The organism is Mycobacterium sp. 852002-51961_SCH5331710, from assembly GCF_001665535.1.
Lineage (GTDB): Bacteria > Actinomycetota > Actinomycetes > Mycobacteriales > Mycobacteriaceae > Mycobacterium.
This window is the reverse complement of sequence record NZ_LZSQ01000107.1, coordinates 1-15,045: the sequence shown is the minus strand read 5'-3', so window position 1 is coordinate 15,045 and position 15,045 is coordinate 1. Positions and strand designations below refer to the sequence as shown.

Below are 15,045 nucleotides of genomic sequence, written 5' to 3'. Positions count from 1 at the left end.
TGCTGTCTGTCGTGAGCCCTCTCACAGCCGCTTGGTACAAAGTGCGAAATTTGTAACACTGTTCCACATGACCGAGTTGGTGGAGACGAACAGACCCGTCGACGACGCGCTCCCGCTGGGGCCGCAGTCGCTGGTGTGGCGCTATTTCGGGGACAACCGGATGTACTTGATCGGGCCGCGGCCCGCGGTGCTGCAGAACATGCTGGCCGAACTCGGTCAGGGCGTGCTCGACCACTCGGTGTTCTTCGACGACACCGCCGCGCGGGTGAAGCGTTCGCTGCCGCCGATCTTCAACACCGTCTACGGCTCCGACGACGACAACCCCGGGACGCAGGTCCGTGACTTCCACACCGAGATCAAGGGCGAGATGCCCGACGGCAAGCGCTACCACGCGCTGGATCCGGAGACCTACTTCTGGGCGCACGCGACATTCGTCGAACAGGTGCTGTACTTCGCCGACACCTTCGTCAAGCGGCTGAGCCGTGAGGAGAAGGAGCAGATCTATCTCGAGTCGAAGACGTGGTACCGCCGCTACGGCGTGAGTGAGCGGCCGATGCCGGCCACCTACGACGAGTTCGAGCGCTACTGGGACCGCATGCTCGACGAGATCGTTGTCGCACACAAGACCGCGGTGTACGGCGTCGGCTACGTCACCAAGGGGTTCCCGTGGCCCAAGGGCGTTCCCGCATGGGCATGGCGGCTGATCGGGCCGCTGTTCAACCCGCTGGCGGCGTTCCTGACCACCGGCGGGTTGCCGCCCCGCGCCCGCGAGCTGCTGCAACTGCCGTGGAGCGAGCGCCAGGAGCGTCGCTACCAACGCTTCGCGGCGTTCTGGCGCTCGCCTCCGGTCAACTGGGTGTGGGATCGTCTGCCTATGAAGTGGCGCTACAACGGCTACGCCCAAAAAGGTTATGCCCGAGCCTGACCCGGCGACGGGCAACGACCCGGCGATGGAAGCCATCCTCGACGCCGCCGTCATCGAGTTCGAGCGACACGGCTTCCGTCGGGTCGCGCTCGACGACGTCGCGCGTCGCGCAGGCGTCAGCCGAACGACCATCTACCGGCGTTTCGCCAACCGCGACGAGCTCGTGGCCGCGGTGATCGAGCGCGAGAACATCGCGCTGTTCGCCGACATCGCCGAAGAGGTCAAACGAGTTGGGCCGCAGTCGAATTACTATGTCGAGGCGTTCACGCTGTCGATCTTGAAGTTCCGCCGCCATCGCGTGCTGTACCGGATACTGACCGACGAGCCCGCGCTGCTGCTCGAACTCGCCCGCAGGCACTACGACGCGGCGATCGCCCGGATGGCCGCCGCTTTGCGGATCATCTTCCCCGCCGGATTCGCCGAGCGGATCGGGGAGGAGGCTGTCGAGGAGTTGGCCGACACCATCCTGCGGTACGCGGCGATGGTGTTGCTGCTGCCCAGTTCCCGGCCGCTGGAGTCCGCCGACGACATCCGCGCTTTCGCTCGCAAACACTTTCTTCCCAGCCTGCCCGCTGCTTTGCGAACGGTTCCCACCGGTTAGCCGAAACCGCGTTTCGTATTTCGGCTCTCCGGGCAGTCGTAGTCCATGACCAGCGAACAAGGGCAGAGCGAAGAACAGCAGAGCCCGGAACCCGAAACCGACGAACATCATCAAGTGCTCGACGAGCCCGAGGATCGGCCGCCGACAGAGAAGCCCGAGATCACCGACGAGCATCGGGAAAAGGCCAAAGAGATGCATAAGGCCTACGAGGAGGAACGGCCGACCACCAAGATGCCCGGGACCGGCGGCGCCGTCGCGGGCACCGCGGTCAACGACTGGCTCGACGACGACGGAAACCCCAAGTTCAGCAAGGATTCTGCGGACAGCGAGGCTTCGGAGAGCAGCGGCAGCTGACCGGCCGGGACGGCACCTGCCTACGCTAGGCAACCGTGACCACCCTGGAGCAGATTGCGCCCGCGTTCGTCGAGATGGCCCATTCCATCGTGTGGGCCTCGGTGGCCACGGTCGATGCCAACGGCAGGCCCCGTACCCGCATCCTGCATCCGATCTGGGAGTGGGACGGCACCGACCTGTTCGGCTGGATCGCCACGGTGCCGTCGCCGATCAAGAAGAGCCATCTCGCCGTGCACCCGGAGGTCTCGGTGAGCTACTGGAAGCCCGACCACGACACCTGCAGCGCCGAGTGTCTGGTCGAGTGGTACGTCGACGACGAGACCAAGGCGGCGGTGTGGGACAAGTTCGCGACCGCGCCCGCACCGGTGGGCTACGACCCGCGGATCATCCCGATGTGGCAAGACGGGCCGACCTCCGAAGAGTTCGCCGCGCTACGGTTGTCGCCCTACCGCATCCGGGTCATGCCCGGCGCCGTGATGATGAGAGGTGAAGGCGCGCCGCTCACCTGGTCGGCGTGAATATCCCGTACCGGTGCCGAGCCGACGCGCCAGGGGTGATGATCTGCACATGACCACCACGCTCGACGTCACGGCGTTGCCGCTGGTGCCCAAGAACCCGCTGCCGATCTGGCGGTTGGCCCGACTCCTTCGCCGGCTCGACACCGGGCAGGATGTCATTCGCGACGCAGGGGGCCCCATCACCCGTATTCAGATAGCGCCGAAGTGGGTGTATCCGCCGATCGTCGCGGTGATGTCGCCCAACGGCATGCGCGACGTGCTCACCCGCTCCGACAATTCCTCGGAGCGGTGCATCTACCACGACGAGGTCCGCAACATGGCGGGCGACAGCCTTTTCGTGTTGCCCAATGACCTGTGGCGGCCCCGCAAGCGGGCGCTTCAGCCGGTGTTCACCAAGCAGAACGTCCGCAAGTTCGGCGGTTACATGTCCGCGGCGGCCCAGGCGTTCGTCGATCGCTGGCCCGAGGGCGGCGAACTCGATCTCGACGACGAGTGCCGCCGCGTGGCGATGCAGTCGCTGGGACACTCCGTGCTCGGCATCGACCTCAACGAGCGCGCCGACACCATCGCCCGGTGCATGCACGTCGCGTCGTCTTATACCGCCGACCGTGCGCTGCGACCGGTGCGGGCACCGCGCTGGCTGCCCACACCCGCTCGCCGCCGCGTGCGCCGCGCGGTCGCCGAGATGAAGGAGATCACCGACGACATGGTGCGCGCGTGCCGCACCGACCCAACGCGCGACGCGCCCCTGGTGCGGGCGTTGATGGCGGCGGTGGACCCCGAAACCGGGTTGCCGCTGTCCGACGACGACATCTCGAACGACCTGCTGATCTTCATGCTCGCCGGCCACGACACCACCTCGACCGCGCTCACGTTCACGCTCTGGGTCCTCGGACGTCACCCCGACATCCAGGACCGCGTCGCCGCGGAGGCCGCCGCCATCGGCGAGCGGGAACTGACCCCCGACGATGTGCCGCGGCTTCAATACACCGTGCAGGTGCTGCACGAGGCGATCCGGCTGTGCCCACCCGCGGCCGGCGTGGCCCGGCTGGCGACCCGCGACATCGCGGTCGACGGCTACCGCGTCGAGGCCGGCACCCTGGTGGCGCTCGGCATCTACGGGCTGCACCACGACCCGGCCCTGTGGCCGAATCCGAAGGTCTTCGATCCCGAGCGGTTCAGTCCCGAGAACACCCAGAACCGCGATCGCTGGCGGTTCCTGCCGTGGCTGGCCGGCGGGCGGCCGTGCATCGGCGAGCACTTCGCACGCCTGGAGACGACGTTGGCGCTGGCCACGATCGTGCGCGCCGCCCGGGTCGAATCGCTCGACGACACGTTCGAAACCGACGTGCCGTTCACCACCATCGCCAAAGGTCCGGTCCGGGCGCGGATGCGGCCGCGACGCTGAGGTCTACTGCATTGCGGCAGCGCCCAAGCGCGTCGTGCCGCCGGGCATCTCACCGCGGTGCCAATCGGCGACCGCCTCGGCGATCGCCCGTACCTGCCGGTCGGTCTCCACCACCGCATACGACGTCACCAGCCCGGTGAGCCCGTTGATAGAGCCTTCGTAGCCGATCCGGTGCGCGAGATCGCGTAACCATCGCTCGGCGCGGGCCCCGCGTCCGAACGAAAGACCGCGCGCGTCGCCGATGACGAGGACACGGCGCGCGCCCAACTCGCCTGCCGCCATGCTCGCCGCCTCGTAGATGGCGTCCCCGCACTGGCGCAGCCGCCGGCGTACCGCATGGTGCTCGCCGAACATGGAGTCGACGCAGTCGGCGTCGACGATCGCGACGGCGGAATCAAGCGAAGTTGCGTCGTGCGGGACGTTCGGTGTCGTGGCCGCATCGAGCCGGTGTCGAACGACTGCGATGCCGCGGTTTTGACAAGCCGCGGCGATCGCCTCGGACAGGCTCGATGCTCGTCCGACCACCATGATCGGCGCGTCGCCGGGATTTCGGAATTCCACCCACCCACCCTCCTTTCGCTCAGCTCGCGATTCGTTCCTGTTCGCCGTCGATCCTTTCCAGCACAACCGCCGTCGCGTCTCGGTAGCCGGCGGCGTGGTCGTCCGCGCCGAGGACGAACTCATCCGTGAGTCGTGCCGCGATGCGCCGAAGAGCCGCATGGGTCCGTGCGCTCTCGCGCTGCGCGCGGGGCCCACCGTTCAGCGATGCTCGGATGAAGCTGCCCGAATTCGCCGCGATCTCATCGAGGGCGCAGATCCGCGCGAACCGAAGGCCCATGTTGAACCCCCGTCGGTAGGCGTCGCTGCGGCCGGACGGGGGCGACGCTTCGGCAAGGGCGTCGAGGAGCGCCACCAGCGTTGGGTCCGCCGACGACCCCGCTTGGCCGCCCATCGCATTCGGTTGCCTCATCACGCCAGCACGCACGCCGACTCACACATGAAAACTGTCCTCCAAAGACGTTGAAAAATTGCGCATCGCTTTTAGCGACGCGAGATATGCGAAATGCGGAATTTCAAGGATTGAGAAGCGATCAACCGGTCTGAACGGTCACGCAACAGTTCGCCGGTGAATACCGGCGAACCGACACGTCAAAACGCAGCTACCGGCGATCAGCCAGCGCGTTTGCGGCGCGGCAAGAATTCGTCCACCGCTTTCTCGCGTTTGGCGGCGCGGCGTTCCTTCAACGTCATCGCCGGCTTTTTTCGTTCGCGACCCTGCGACTTACTAGCCATTTTTTTCCTTTCGCTAGCACCCGCTTCCAATGCGCGACCATACCCGAGAAAAAAACAAAATCCAGTCAGGCTGCGACACGCCCGCATCGCCCCGAAATCAGGTGCCGCGGACGGCCGCGCTTTTCCGGTTGCGCGGGCTCGGCAGGGGGTCAGACCCGCGTCAGCATGACGGCGTGCTCGACCGGCATCACCCCGTACATCACCCGCATCCACCCCGTGACCCACGGCCCGGCCTCGCCCTTCGCGACCACGCGCGGATCGCGGACATCGAACGACCGGCCCCACCTGGTGATCCGCCCGCCGCCCGCCGCGATCACGTTCTTCAGCCAGTCGCGGTCCGGGCCGTAGGTGAGCAGAATGGCCACCCCGTCGCGGGTGGGGAAGACCGTCAACGGCGTCCGGTAGCGCTTGCCCGACTTTCTGCCGACATGCTCGAGGATGCCCATCCCGGGAGCCCAGCCCGCCGTCAACCGCTGGAACGGATTGGTGACGCGGCGGTTGAACCGGGCGAGCCATTGCGGTAGCTGCATGGGCTCATCCAACCGGGCGCCGGAGCCCTGCTCAAGCGATCGCCCACTACACCCTGTAGTTGACGGTTTGCGCGGGGCTGGGACACTGGTGGCCATGCGTGCTGACCAGATGACCACCGAGGTGTCGGCGCGGTTGTTCGCCGAGGCGTCGGCCGTCATCCCGGGCGGGGTGAACTCGCCCGTGCGGGCCTTCACCTCGGTCGGCGGCACCCCGCGGTTCATCACCTCCGCCAACGGCTACTGGCTGATTGACGCCGACGGTAACCGCTACGTCGACCTGGTCTGCTCATGGGGACCGATGATCCTGGGCCACGCGCACCCCGACGTCGTCGCCGCGGTGCAGCGGGTCGTCACCGACGGGCTGTCGTTCGGCGCGCCGACCCCGTCGGAATCGGAACTGGCCCGCGAGATCATCGACCGGGTCACCCCGGTCGAGCGCCTGCGGCTGGTGAACTCGGGCACCGAGTCCACGATGAGCGCGATCCGGCTGGCTCGCGGCTTCACGGGCCGGGCCAAGATCGTGAAGTTCTCCGGCTGCTATCACGGCCACAGCGACGCACTGCTGGCCGACGCGGGCTCCGGTGTCGCCACACTCGGGTTGCCGTCCTCGCCCGGGGTGACGGGCGCCGCGGCCGCCGACACGATCGTGTTGCCCTACAACAACGTCGCCGCGGTCGAGGAGATCTTCGGCCAGTTCGGTGACGAGATCGCCTGCGTGATCACCGAAGCCAGCGCCGGAAACATGGGCACCGTGCCGCCGCTGCCCGGCTTCAACGCCGCGCTGCGACGCATCACGGCCGACCACGGCGCACTGCTGATCGTCGACGAGGTGATGACCGGATTCCGGGTCAGCCGATCCGGTTGGTACGGCATCGATCCCGTCGACGCCGACCTCTTCACCTTCGGCAAGGTGATGAGCGGCGGGCTGCCCGCGGCGGCCTTCGGCGGACGCGCCGAGGTGATGGACCGCCTCGCGCCGCAGGGGCCGGTGTACCAGGCAGGCACGTTGTCCGGGAACCCCGTCGCCATGGCGGCCGGGCTGGCGACGCTGCGCGCAGCCGACGACGCGGCCTACGTCAAGCTCGACGCCAACGCCGACCGCCTCGCCGGCCTGCTGGGCCGTGCACTGACCGAAGCCGGTGTAGCACACACGGTTTCGCGTGCCGGGAACATGCTCAGCGTGTTCTTCACCGACCAGCCCGTCACCGACTTCGCGTCGGCGCGCGCCTCGGAGACGTGGCGCTTCCCGGCGTTCTTCCACGCGCTGCTGGACGCCGGTATCTACCCGCCGCCGAGTGCTTTCGAGACCTGGTTCGTGTCAACGGCTTTGGATGACGAGGCGTTCGACCGTATCGCCGCCGCGCTGCCCGGCGCGGCCCGGGCCGCGGCTGAGGCGGTCAAACCGGAATGACCGACCAGCTGTCCGAGGCCGGCGAGGCCGTGAAGACTGTGGTGCACGTGATGCGTCACGGCGAAGTGCACAACCCCGAGAAGATTCTGTACGGCCGCCTCCCCGACTACCACCTCTCCGAGCGGGGCAGGGCCCAGGCGCAGGCGGTGGCGGACTGGCTGGCGTCGCGCGACATCGTGTATGTGGTCGCCTCGCCGCTGGAGCGGGCGCAGGAGACTGCGGCACCGATAGCGGCGGCGCTGGGGCTGTCCATCGACACCGACGGCGAGCTCATCGAATCGACGAACATCTTCCAGGGACAACGGGTTTCGCCGGGTGACGGCGCGCTACGCGACCCCCGCAACTGGTGGCACCTGCGCAATCCACGCACGCCGTCGTGGGGGGAGCCGTACCGCGAGATCGCCGAGCGGATGACCGGCGCCGTGCACCGGGCCCGGGCGAAGGCGGCCGGCCACGAGGCGGTGTGTGTCAGCCATCAGCTGCCTGTCGAGACGCTGCGCCGAGCGATGACCGGTCAACCGCTGCACCATTTCCCGACCCGGCGGCTATGCAACCTGGCGTCGGTGACGTCGTTCTACTTTCACGGGGACACCTACGTCGGCTGGGGCTACGCGGAGTTGGCCGGGCAGTGAGGCGGTGGGTCCTGCTGGCCTGCGCGGCGATGCTCGCGCTGGCCAGTTGCTCCACCGGTGACGACGCCGTCGCACAGGGCGGTACCTTCGAATTCGTCGCACCCGGTGGCCAGACCGACATCTTCTATGACCCACCGCAGGATCGTGGTCGCCCCGGCCCACTGAGTGGTCCCGACTTGATGGAGCCGGAGAAGACCATCTCCCTCGACGACTTCGCCGGCAAGGTCGTCGTGCTCAACGTGTGGGGTCAGTGGTGTGGGCCGTGCCGCACCGAGATCGGCCAGCTGCAACAGGTTTACAACGCCACGAAGGATCGCGGGGTGCAGTTCCTCGGCATCGACGTCCGGGACAACAACCGGGACGCGGCGCGGGACTTCATCGTCGACCGCAAGATCACCTTCCCCTCGATCTACGACCCCCCGATGCGGACCATGATCGCGTTCGGCGGCCGCTATCCGGCGACAGTGATTCCCTCCACGGTGGTGCTGGACCGCGAGCACCGGGTCGCCGCGGTGTTCCTGCGCGAACTGCTCGCCGAGGATCTGCAGCCGGTGGTGGAACGCATTGCAGCCGAACAGGATGGTGCGGGCCCGGGGGAGAAGGCCGGCGCATGAGCCTCGACCAGGTGGACCAACTGATCGCCGGCGGTCCGGTCCTGCTGGCCCTTCTGGTCAGCGCGCTTGCCGGGCTGGTGTCGTTCGCCTCGCCGTGCGTGGTGCCCCTGGTACCCGGATACCTGTCGTATCTGGCCGCGGTCGTCGGCGTCGACGACACCGGCGCCGCGGGTTCGGTCAGCACCAAGACCACCCGTCTGCGGGTGGCCGGCGCGGCCGCGCTGTTCGTCGCCGGCTTCACGATCGTCTTCGTGCTCGGCACCGTCGCGGTGCTCGGCATGACGACGTCGTTGATCACCAATCAGCTTCTGCTGCAGCGCATCGGTGGGGTCGTGACGATCGTGATGGGGCTGGCGTTCGTCGGGTTCATCCCCGCGTTGCAGCGCGAGGCCCGCTTCACCCCGCGGCAGATCTCGACGTTGGGTGGCGCGCCACTGCTCGGCGCGGTGTTCGCCCTGGGCTGGACGCCGTGCCTCGGGCCCACCCTCACCGGCGTGATCGCGGTCGCCTCGGCGACCGACGGCTCCAACGTCGCCCGCGGTGTAGCGCTGGTCGTGGCCTATTGTCTGGGTCTCGGAATCCCGTTCGTGCTCTTGGCGTTCGGGTCTGCCCGCGCGGTGCAGGGTCTGGCGTGGCTGCGCAAACACACCCGCACGATCCAGATCTTCGGCGGGGTGCTGCTGATTCTGGTCGGCGTCGCGCTGGTCACGGGAGTGTGGAACGACTTCGTGTCGTGGGTCCGCGACGCGTTCGTCAGCGACGTGACGCTGCCGATATGAGCACCCCATCCCCGCGTGGGCCCACGCGTAAGCAGGGGAGAGACGCAAAACTGCCCGAAAATCGCGGAAATGGGGCAGTTTGGCGTCTGCTCGCGCTGGTACGGAACACCTGGCGGACCCTCACGTCGATGGGTACCGCGTTGGTGCTGCTGTTCCTGCTCGCGCTCGGCGCGATCCCCGGGGCCCTGCTGCCGCAGCGCAGCCTCAACGAGTCCAAGGTCGACCAGTACATCGCCGAGCATCCGACGATCGGGCCCTGGCTCGACCGGGTGCAGGCGTTCGACGTGTTCTCCAGCTTCTGGTTCACCGCGATCTACGTGCTGCTGTTCGTCTCGCTGGTCGGCTGCCTGACCCCGCGCCTCGTCGAGCACTTCCGCAGCATGCGGGCCAATCCCGTGCCTGCCCCCCGCAACCTGGGCCGGCTGCCCAAACACCACAGCGCCGAGGTGTCTGCAGAGGCGGACGATCTGGCCGCGACGATCAGCGAGCGGTTGCGGGGCTGGCGCAAGGTCACCCGCGAAGACGACGGAACCATCGAAATCGCCGCGGAGAAGGGCTATCTGCGCGAGTTAGGCAACATCGTCTTCCACTTCTCACTGTTGGGTCTGCTCGTCGCGGTCGCAGCGGGCAAGCTGTTCGGATACGAGGGCAACGTCATCGTCATCGCCGACGGCGGTCCCGGATTCTGTTCGGCCTCGCCCGCGGCGTTCGACTCCTTCCGCGCGGGCAACACCGTCGACGGCACCTCGCTGCATCCGATCTGCCTGCGGGTCAACGATTTCCAGGCCGACTATCTGCCGACGGGTCAGGCGACGTCGTTTGCCGCCGACATCGAATACCAGGCGGGCGCAGACCTGCAGTCCGGCGATTGGCGGCCGTATCACCTGAAGGTCAACCATCCGCTGCGCGTCGGCGGCGACCGCGTGTACCTGCAGGGCCACGGCTATGCGCCGACCTTCACCGTGACCTTCCCCGACGGGCAGACCCGCACCCAGACGTTGCAGTGGCGACCCGAGGACCAGATCACGTTCCTGTCGTCGGGCGCCATGCGGTTCGACCCGCCCGCCGGCACGTACCCGGACCCGGACGACCGTCGTAAGAACCAGCTCGCAATCCAGGGCCTGTTCGCGCCGACCGAACTGCTGCACGGGACGCTGCTGTCCTCGAGCTTCCCGGCACTCAACGATCCCGCCGTCGCGATCGACGTCTACCGCGGCGACACCGGCCTGGACACCGGGCGGCCGCAGTCGCTGTTCAACCTCGATCCCCGCTTGATCGAGCAGGGCCGGCTCACCAAGAAGGCGCGCGTCAACCTGGGTGCGGGCGAGTCGACGCGTCTCGACGACGGCACCGTCGTGCGGTTCGACGGCGCGGTCCCGTTCATCAACGTCCAGGTCTCCCATGACCCGGCGCAGGTCTGGGTTCTGGTGTTCGCGCTGACCATGATGGCCGGGCTGTTGGTGTCGCTCGTCATCCGCCGTCGCCGCGTCTGGATTCGGATCAACCCCGCAGGTCCGGGTACCGTAACCGTCGAGCTGGGCGGGCTGGCGCGCACCGACAACTCGGGGTGGGGCGACGAGTTCGAGCGGTTGACGCAGCGTCTGCTTCCCGACGCGGCGCCGGCGAATCGTGCAGGAGAGAAGGTCACATGAACGGCGAGCGAGAAGCGGAGGCGGATCGCGCATGAATAGCGAGCGAGAAGCGGAGGCGGATCCCGCATGAATAGCGAGCGAGAAGCGGAGGCGGATCGCGCATGAATAGCGTGGACATCGATATCGACCTGGCCCGGTACTCGGACTGGGCGTTCACGTCGTCGGTACTGGTCCTGGTGGGTGCGCTGGTGTTGCTCGCGGTCGAGCTGGCCTACAGCCGCGGTCGCAAGGTCGAGGCCCGCGAGTTGGTCGGAGCCGGCGTGCGCGCGGACAGCGCCGCGCCCGGTGTCGTCTCCGATGCGCCCCGACGCCCGCTCGACGAGCGGATCGGCGGCGCCGGTCTCGCGCTGACCTACCTGGGCATCGGCCTGCTGCTGGTCTGCATCGTGCTGCGCGGCGCCGCGACCGCACGGGTGCCGTGGGGCAACATGTACGAGTTCATCAACCTGACCAGCTTCTGCGGGCTGGTCGCCGCTGCGGTGGTGTTGCGGCGGCGCCAGTACCGCACGCTGTGGGTGTTCGTGCTCGTTCCGGTTCTGATCCTGCTGACGGTCTCGGGCCGTTGGCTCTACACCAACGCCGCACCGGTGATGCCCGCGCTGCAGTCCTACTGGCTGCCCATCCACGTCTCGGTGGTCAGCCTCGGCTCGGGGGTGTTCCTGGTCGCCGGTGTCGCGAGCATTCTGTTTCTGCTGAAGATGTCGCGGTTCGGCGACCCGCGGCGCCGGGGCGCCTCCGACGGCGTGCTCGCCCGCGCCCTGGACAGGCTCCCCGATCCGCAGACCCTGGACCGAATCGCTTACCGCACCACGATCTTCGCGTTTCCGGTGTTCGGCTTCGGCGTCATCTTCGGCGCGATCTGGGCCGAAGAGGCGTGGGGCCGGTACTGGGGCTGGGACCCCAAGGAGACGGTGTCGTTCATCGCCTGGGTCGTCTACGCCGCGTATCTGCACGCGCGTTCGACGGCCGGTTGGCGGGACAAGAAGGCCGCGTGGATCAACGTCGTCGGCTTCATCGCGATGGTGTTCAACCTGTTCTTCATCAACCTGGTCACCGTGGGCCTGCACTCCTACGCCGGAGTCGGCTGAGTCGCCGCACCGTGCTTGGCTAAGATCGGGCGCGAAAGCCTTTGAAGCCATGGGGGACCGCCGGCGTGCCTGAAGATCGTCTCGGAGACGACGCCATTTCCGCGGCGGTCATCCCCGAAAACGCCTATGCGCCAGGTGGTTTCCGCGCGCAGAGCCGGTTCAGCGATCCCTCGACCGATCCGCCGCCGCAGTGGACGGCGCCGACACCGCCCAAGGATGTGCGGGTCGTCTCGCCGCCGCAGGACAACGCCGAGGCCGACCCGCCGCCGTATCTCGATCTGTCGACGGTGGCGCTGCTGGACCGACCCAAGCGCGCCCCATCCGAAGGCTGGCGCAGGTGGTTGTATTACGCGTCGTTCACGTTGATCAACCTCGGCGACGGGCCCAAGGCGCGACGCCGGCAGCAACTCACGGTGCAGATCCAACGGCCGTTGCGCGGGTGCCACCGCATCGCGGTGCTGTCGCTCAAGGGCGGGGTGGGTAAGACGACGATCACCGCGACGCTGGGCGCGACCCTGGCGTCGCTGCGCGGTGACCGCGTGATCGCCGTCGACGCGAATCCCGACCGCGGCACGCTGAGCGAGAAGGTTCCGCTGGAGACGCCGGCCACGGTGCGCCATCTGCTGCGCGACGCCGAAGGCATCCAGGCCTACAGCGACGTGCGCGCCTACACCTCGCAGGGCCCGAGCCGGCTGGAGGTGCTCGCCTCCGAAAGCGACCCGGCGGTGTCGGAGGCGTTCAGCTCCGACGAATACAGCCGCACGCTGGAGGTTCTCGAGCGCTTCTACAGCCTGGTGCTCACCGATTGCGGCACCGGGCTGATGCACTCGGCGATGTCCGCGGTGCTGGCCAGCGCCGACACGCTGATCGTGATCAGTTCCGGTTCGGTCGACGGCGCCCGCAGCGCCTCGGCCACGCTGGACTGGCTCGACGCCCACGGGCACCAGGACATGGTGCGCAACTCGATCGCGGTGATCAACGCGGTGCGGCCGCGGTCGGGGAAAGTCGACATGAAGAAGGTCGTCGACCATTTCAGCAGGCGGTGCCGGGCGGTGCACGAGGTGCCCTTCGACCCGCATCTCGAAGAAGGCGCGCAGATCAGCCTCGAACGGCTGAAGCCGGAAACCAGGGAAGCGCTACTCGAACTCGCCGCAGCCGTCGCGGCCGGATTTCCTACCGCCCGACGCTGAAACGCTAGAACCGCGCCGTCACGGTCGCGGGTTGTCCTCCTGGCCGAGCCGACGCAGAAACTCTGGATCGTCGTCCGGCCCGATCACCCGGGTGCGCGGACGGCTCGAAGAGACTCGCATCAGCCGCCAGCCGACATACGCCAGCGTGCCCAGTACGAGAATCAGGAGCAGATACGCCACGAGAACAAAACCTCCTTGGTTCGAATATACGCGCCGTCGGTAGGCTCGGTCCGTGTCAGACGGTCGCCAAGGAACTCGGCTCGTGCTCAACGTGCTGGCCTATGTGCTGGCCCGGCTCCTGCTCGTCGCGGCGCTGGCGGCGGCGAACCTCGGCGTCGGACATCTGCTAGGACTGCGCGAATTTCCGCTCGTCGTCGCGTTGCTCTTCGCGCTGGTGATCGCGCTGCCGCTGGGCATTTGGCTGTTCGCGCCCCTTCGTCGCCGCGCCAACGAGAGCATCGCGGTCTTCGACGAGCGCAGGCGCCGCGACAAAGAGCAACTCCAGGCCAGATTGCGCGGCGAAGAGCCACCCTCGCAACGATGACCGCCACCGCGGCGCGGGAGGCTTTTGGGGCTCAATTCGCCGGTGCGGCAGGGTATCTCAACACCCCCACCTACGGTCTGCCGCCGCGTTTCGTCGTCGAGGCGCTGCACGACTGCATCGGCAGATGGCAGGCGGGCACGATGGACGTTCCGTCGTTCGACGACCATGTGCGCGCCGGACGCGACGGCTACGCGGCGTTGACGGGCGTGGCCGTGGAGTCGGTGACCATGGGCAGCACCGTTTCCGGGGCGCTCGGACTGGTCGCGGCCGCGATACCCGACAACAGCCGCGTCGTCGCGCTACCCGGGGAGTTCACCAGCACGACGTTCCCGTTCGCCGCACAGGCCGGCCGCGGCGTCACGGTGACCGAACTCCCCGCCGACCAGCTCGTCTCGTCGGCCGCGGACTTCGACGTGGTGGCGGTGAGCCTCGTGCAGTCGGCAACCGGAGCGCTGCTCGACGCCGACGCGTTGCGCCGCGCCACCGCGGGCACCGACACCGTGACCGTCATCGACGTCACCCAGGCGGTCGGCTGGAAGGCGCTCGATCTCGGCTGGGCGGACATCACCGTCGCCGCGGCCTACAAGTGGCTGCTCGCGCCGCGCGGCGTCACCTGGATGTCGCTCAGCGAGCGTGTGCGTCGCACGATGACGCCGCACGCCGCGAACTGGTATGCCGCCGAGGAGCCGTGGCAGGCGATCTACGGGCTGCCGCTCCGGCTCGCCGGCGACGCGCGACGGTTCGACCTCTCACCGACCTGGTTCAGCGCGCTGGGTACCGGGCTGACGCTGCCGTGGCTCGCCGCGCTCGATCCGGTCGCCGCCGAGCGCCACACCGTCGGCTTGGCCGCCCGGCTGCGTGCGGAGCTGCAGCTGCCTGCGCAGGAGTCGCCGATCGTGTCGCTGCCCATCGAGGGGGCGGCCGACAGGCTCGCCGCCGCCGGCATCCGCGCCTCGGTCCGGGCGGGGGCCGTGCGGGTCGGGTTCCACCTCTACAACGATGACGACGACCTGGACCGACTGCTCGACACGCTGCGCTGACGCAGCGGCGGATTGCGTACCGCCGCGCCGAGCCGGGTAAAACTGCACCATGATTTCGCCTGAAGAGCTCTACGGACGATGGATAGCCGAACTGTGGGCAGGTGAACCCGTGGCGACCGAGCTGGTCACCGACGATTTCGTGGGGCATTGGCCGGGGCGGGTGGTGCGAGGCCCGTCGCAGCTGCAGGACGTCGTGGGGGAGACCCATCGCATGCTCAGCGACCTGAAGTTCGTGATCGAGGTCGAGCCCTTCGTCGACGGCGACATGCTGGCGGCGAGGTGGGTCGGAACGGGCGCGGCCCAGGACGGGCCGAAACGGTTCACCGGTAACGACATCCTGCGCATCGAGGACGGCCGCTTCGCCGAGTACTGGACCGGGACCAGCGCCGGCTAGCTGTTCTGACCACGGACGTTAGGTACGGCGTGGCGTGGTGACATGACGAAGACCTCCGAGTGAAGTGCGAGC

19 protein-coding genes are annotated in these 15,045 nt (G+C 68.0%); 15 read left to right on the top strand and 4 right to left on the bottom strand.

What is annotated here, in order from left to right; translation table 11 throughout:
- Positions 1 to 67: 67 nt before the first annotated feature.
- Genes A5752_RS18620 through A5752_RS18600 form a run of 5 tightly spaced genes read left to right on the top strand, consistent with a single transcriptional unit; the run spans position 68 to position 3,806 of the window.
- Positions 68 to 925 (top strand): oxygenase MpaB family protein, encoded by an 858-nt coding sequence (locus tag A5752_RS18620; protein ID WP_067088472.1) that lies wholly within the window; start codon positions 68 to 70, stop codon positions 923 to 925.
- Complete coding sequence (locus A5752_RS18615) at positions 912 to 1,526, top strand: TetR/AcrR family transcriptional regulator (protein ID WP_067088470.1); 615 nt, start codon at positions 912 to 914, stop codon at positions 1,524 to 1,526. Before A5752_RS18620 ends, A5752_RS18615 begins: the two co-directional genes overlap by 14 nt.
- Before the next feature lie 45 nt (positions 1,527 to 1,571).
- On the top strand, positions 1,572 to 1,880 hold the full coding sequence (locus A5752_RS18610; RefSeq protein WP_231967367.1) for a hypothetical protein: 309 nt from the start codon (positions 1,572 to 1,574) through the stop codon (positions 1,878 to 1,880).
- 35 nt (positions 1,881 to 1,915) lie between these two features.
- Positions 1,916 to 2,398, top strand: a complete 483-nt coding sequence (locus tag A5752_RS18605) for a pyridoxamine 5'-phosphate oxidase family protein (protein ID WP_067088468.1) — start codon at positions 1,916 to 1,918, stop codon at positions 2,396 to 2,398.
- 49 nt (positions 2,399 to 2,447) lie between these two features.
- Positions 2,448 to 3,806 (top strand): cytochrome P450, encoded by a 1,359-nt coding sequence (locus A5752_RS18600; RefSeq protein ID WP_067088466.1) that lies wholly within the window; start codon positions 2,448 to 2,450, stop codon positions 3,804 to 3,806.
- Between the two features lie 3 nt (positions 3,807 to 3,809).
- Here the strand turns inward: A5752_RS18600 and A5752_RS18595 are convergent, their stop codons facing one another.
- The 3 genes from A5752_RS18595 to A5752_RS18585 all read right to left on the bottom strand — a co-directional run bounded on the left by A5752_RS18595 (position 3,810) and on the right by A5752_RS18585 (position 5,629).
- Positions 3,810 to 4,367: a hypothetical protein gene (locus tag A5752_RS18595; protein WP_067088464.1), complete on the bottom strand. Its 558-nt coding sequence runs from the start codon at positions 4,365 to 4,367 to the stop codon at positions 3,810 to 3,812.
- Positions 4,368 to 4,386: 19 nt separating this feature from the next.
- On the bottom strand, positions 4,387 to 4,776 hold the full coding sequence (locus A5752_RS18590; protein WP_156613993.1) for a hypothetical protein: 390 nt from the start codon (positions 4,774 to 4,776) through the stop codon (positions 4,387 to 4,389).
- Between the two features lie 472 nt (positions 4,777 to 5,248).
- Entirely contained in the window at positions 5,249 to 5,629 is a 381-nt protein-coding gene (locus A5752_RS18585; RefSeq protein WP_067088460.1) for a nitroreductase family deazaflavin-dependent oxidoreductase, read from the bottom strand.
- 94 nt (positions 5,630 to 5,723) lie between these two features.
- Between A5752_RS18585 and hemL the strand changes: the two genes are divergently transcribed.
- From hemL to A5752_RS18550, 7 genes are all read left to right on the top strand, one after another.
- Positions 5,724 to 7,040: a glutamate-1-semialdehyde 2,1-aminomutase gene (gene hemL, locus A5752_RS18580; RefSeq protein ID WP_067088458.1), complete on the top strand. Its 1,317-nt coding sequence runs from the start codon at positions 5,724 to 5,726 to the stop codon at positions 7,038 to 7,040.
- A complete protein-coding gene (locus A5752_RS18575) occupies positions 7,037 to 7,672 on the top strand; it encodes a histidine phosphatase family protein (RefSeq protein WP_067088456.1) in 636 nt (211 codons plus the stop codon). Before hemL ends, A5752_RS18575 begins: the two co-directional genes overlap by 4 nt.
- A 29-nt stretch (positions 7,673 to 7,701) precedes the next feature.
- Complete coding sequence (locus tag A5752_RS18570) at positions 7,702 to 8,286, top strand: TlpA disulfide reductase family protein (protein ID WP_067088565.1); 585 nt, start codon at positions 7,702 to 7,704, stop codon at positions 8,284 to 8,286.
- A complete protein-coding gene (locus A5752_RS18565) occupies positions 8,283 to 9,065 on the top strand; it encodes a cytochrome c biogenesis CcdA family protein (protein ID WP_067088454.1) in 783 nt (260 codons plus the stop codon). Before A5752_RS18570 ends, A5752_RS18565 begins: the two co-directional genes overlap by 4 nt.
- A gap of 128 nt (positions 9,066 to 9,193) precedes the next feature.
- Positions 9,194 to 10,717 (top strand): cytochrome c biogenesis protein ResB, encoded by a 1,524-nt coding sequence (resB, locus tag A5752_RS18560; protein WP_197500671.1) that lies wholly within the window; start codon positions 9,194 to 9,196, stop codon positions 10,715 to 10,717.
- 101 nt (positions 10,718 to 10,818) lie between these two features.
- Entirely contained in the window at positions 10,819 to 11,805 is a 987-nt protein-coding gene (gene ccsB / locus A5752_RS18555) for a c-type cytochrome biogenesis protein CcsB (protein ID WP_067088452.1), read from the top strand.
- A 65-nt stretch (positions 11,806 to 11,870) separates the two neighbouring features.
- The gene (locus A5752_RS18550; RefSeq protein ID WP_502686750.1) at positions 11,871 to 12,995 is read left to right on the top strand and encodes a MinD/ParA family ATP-binding protein; all 1,125 of its coding nucleotides are present in this window, start codon (positions 11,871 to 11,873) and stop codon (positions 12,993 to 12,995) included.
- Positions 12,996 to 13,013: 18 nt separating this feature from the next.
- On the opposite strand, the gene A5752_RS27790 is transcribed toward A5752_RS18550, so the two are convergent.
- A complete protein-coding gene (locus tag A5752_RS27790) occupies positions 13,014 to 13,175 on the bottom strand; it encodes a hypothetical protein (RefSeq protein ID WP_090276363.1) in 162 nt (53 codons plus the stop codon).
- A gap of 52 nt (positions 13,176 to 13,227) precedes the next feature.
- On the opposite strand from A5752_RS27790, the gene A5752_RS18545 reads away from it, so the two are divergent.
- Genes A5752_RS18545 through A5752_RS18535 form a run of 3 tightly spaced genes read left to right on the top strand, consistent with a single transcriptional unit; the run spans position 13,228 to position 14,973 of the window.
- Complete coding sequence (locus tag A5752_RS18545) at positions 13,228 to 13,539, top strand: DUF4229 domain-containing protein (protein ID WP_067088450.1); 312 nt, start codon at positions 13,228 to 13,230, stop codon at positions 13,537 to 13,539.
- Positions 13,536 to 14,579: an aminotransferase class V-fold PLP-dependent enzyme gene (locus A5752_RS18540; protein ID WP_067088447.1), complete on the top strand. Its 1,044-nt coding sequence runs from the start codon at positions 13,536 to 13,538 to the stop codon at positions 14,577 to 14,579. The genes A5752_RS18545 and A5752_RS18540 overlap by 4 nt, the downstream gene beginning before the upstream one ends.
- A 49-nt stretch (positions 14,580 to 14,628) precedes the next feature.
- Complete coding sequence (locus A5752_RS18535; RefSeq protein ID WP_067088445.1) at positions 14,629 to 14,973, top strand: ester cyclase; 345 nt, start codon at positions 14,629 to 14,631, stop codon at positions 14,971 to 14,973.
- The last annotated feature ends 72 nt before the right edge of the window (positions 14,974 to 15,045 follow it).

Excerpts from the sequence above, each read along its gene's own strand:
- A5752_RS18615 (WP_067088470.1), top strand. The coding sequence starts at position 912 with ATGCCCGAGCCTGACCCGGCGACGGGCAACGACCCGGCGATGGAAGCC.
- A5752_RS18540 (WP_067088447.1), top strand. The coding sequence starts at position 13,536 with ATGACCGCCACCGCGGCGCGGGAGGCTTTTGGGGCTCAATTCGCCGGT.
- A5752_RS18585 (WP_067088460.1), bottom strand. The coding sequence starts at position 5,629 with ATGCAGCTACCGCAATGGCTCGCCCGGTTCAACCGCCGCGTCACCAAT.
- A5752_RS18610 (WP_231967367.1), top strand. The coding sequence starts at position 1,572 with ATGACCAGCGAACAAGGGCAGAGCGAAGAACAGCAGAGCCCGGAACCC.
- A5752_RS18570 (WP_067088565.1), top strand. The coding sequence starts at position 7,702 with ATGCTCGCGCTGGCCAGTTGCTCCACCGGTGACGACGCCGTCGCACAG.
- A5752_RS18600 (WP_067088466.1), top strand. The coding sequence starts at position 2,448 with ATGACCACCACGCTCGACGTCACGGCGTTGCCGCTGGTGCCCAAGAAC.
- A5752_RS18620 (WP_067088472.1), top strand. The coding sequence starts at position 68 with ATGACCGAGTTGGTGGAGACGAACAGACCCGTCGACGACGCGCTCCCG.
- A5752_RS18575 (WP_067088456.1), top strand. The coding sequence starts at position 7,037 with ATGACCGACCAGCTGTCCGAGGCCGGCGAGGCCGTGAAGACTGTGGTG.
- ccsB (WP_067088452.1), top strand. The coding sequence starts at position 10,819 with ATGAATAGCGTGGACATCGATATCGACCTGGCCCGGTACTCGGACTGG.
- A5752_RS18590 (WP_156613993.1), bottom strand. The coding sequence starts at position 4,776 with ATGAGGCAACCGAATGCGATGGGCGGCCAAGCGGGGTCGTCGGCGGAC.
- A5752_RS18535 (WP_067088445.1), top strand. The coding sequence starts at position 14,629 with ATGATTTCGCCTGAAGAGCTCTACGGACGATGGATAGCCGAACTGTGG.
- resB (WP_197500671.1), top strand. The coding sequence starts at position 9,194 with ATGGGTACCGCGTTGGTGCTGCTGTTCCTGCTCGCGCTCGGCGCGATC.
- hemL (WP_067088458.1), top strand. The coding sequence starts at position 5,724 with ATGCGTGCTGACCAGATGACCACCGAGGTGTCGGCGCGGTTGTTCGCC.
- A5752_RS18565 (WP_067088454.1), top strand. The coding sequence starts at position 8,283 with ATGAGCCTCGACCAGGTGGACCAACTGATCGCCGGCGGTCCGGTCCTG.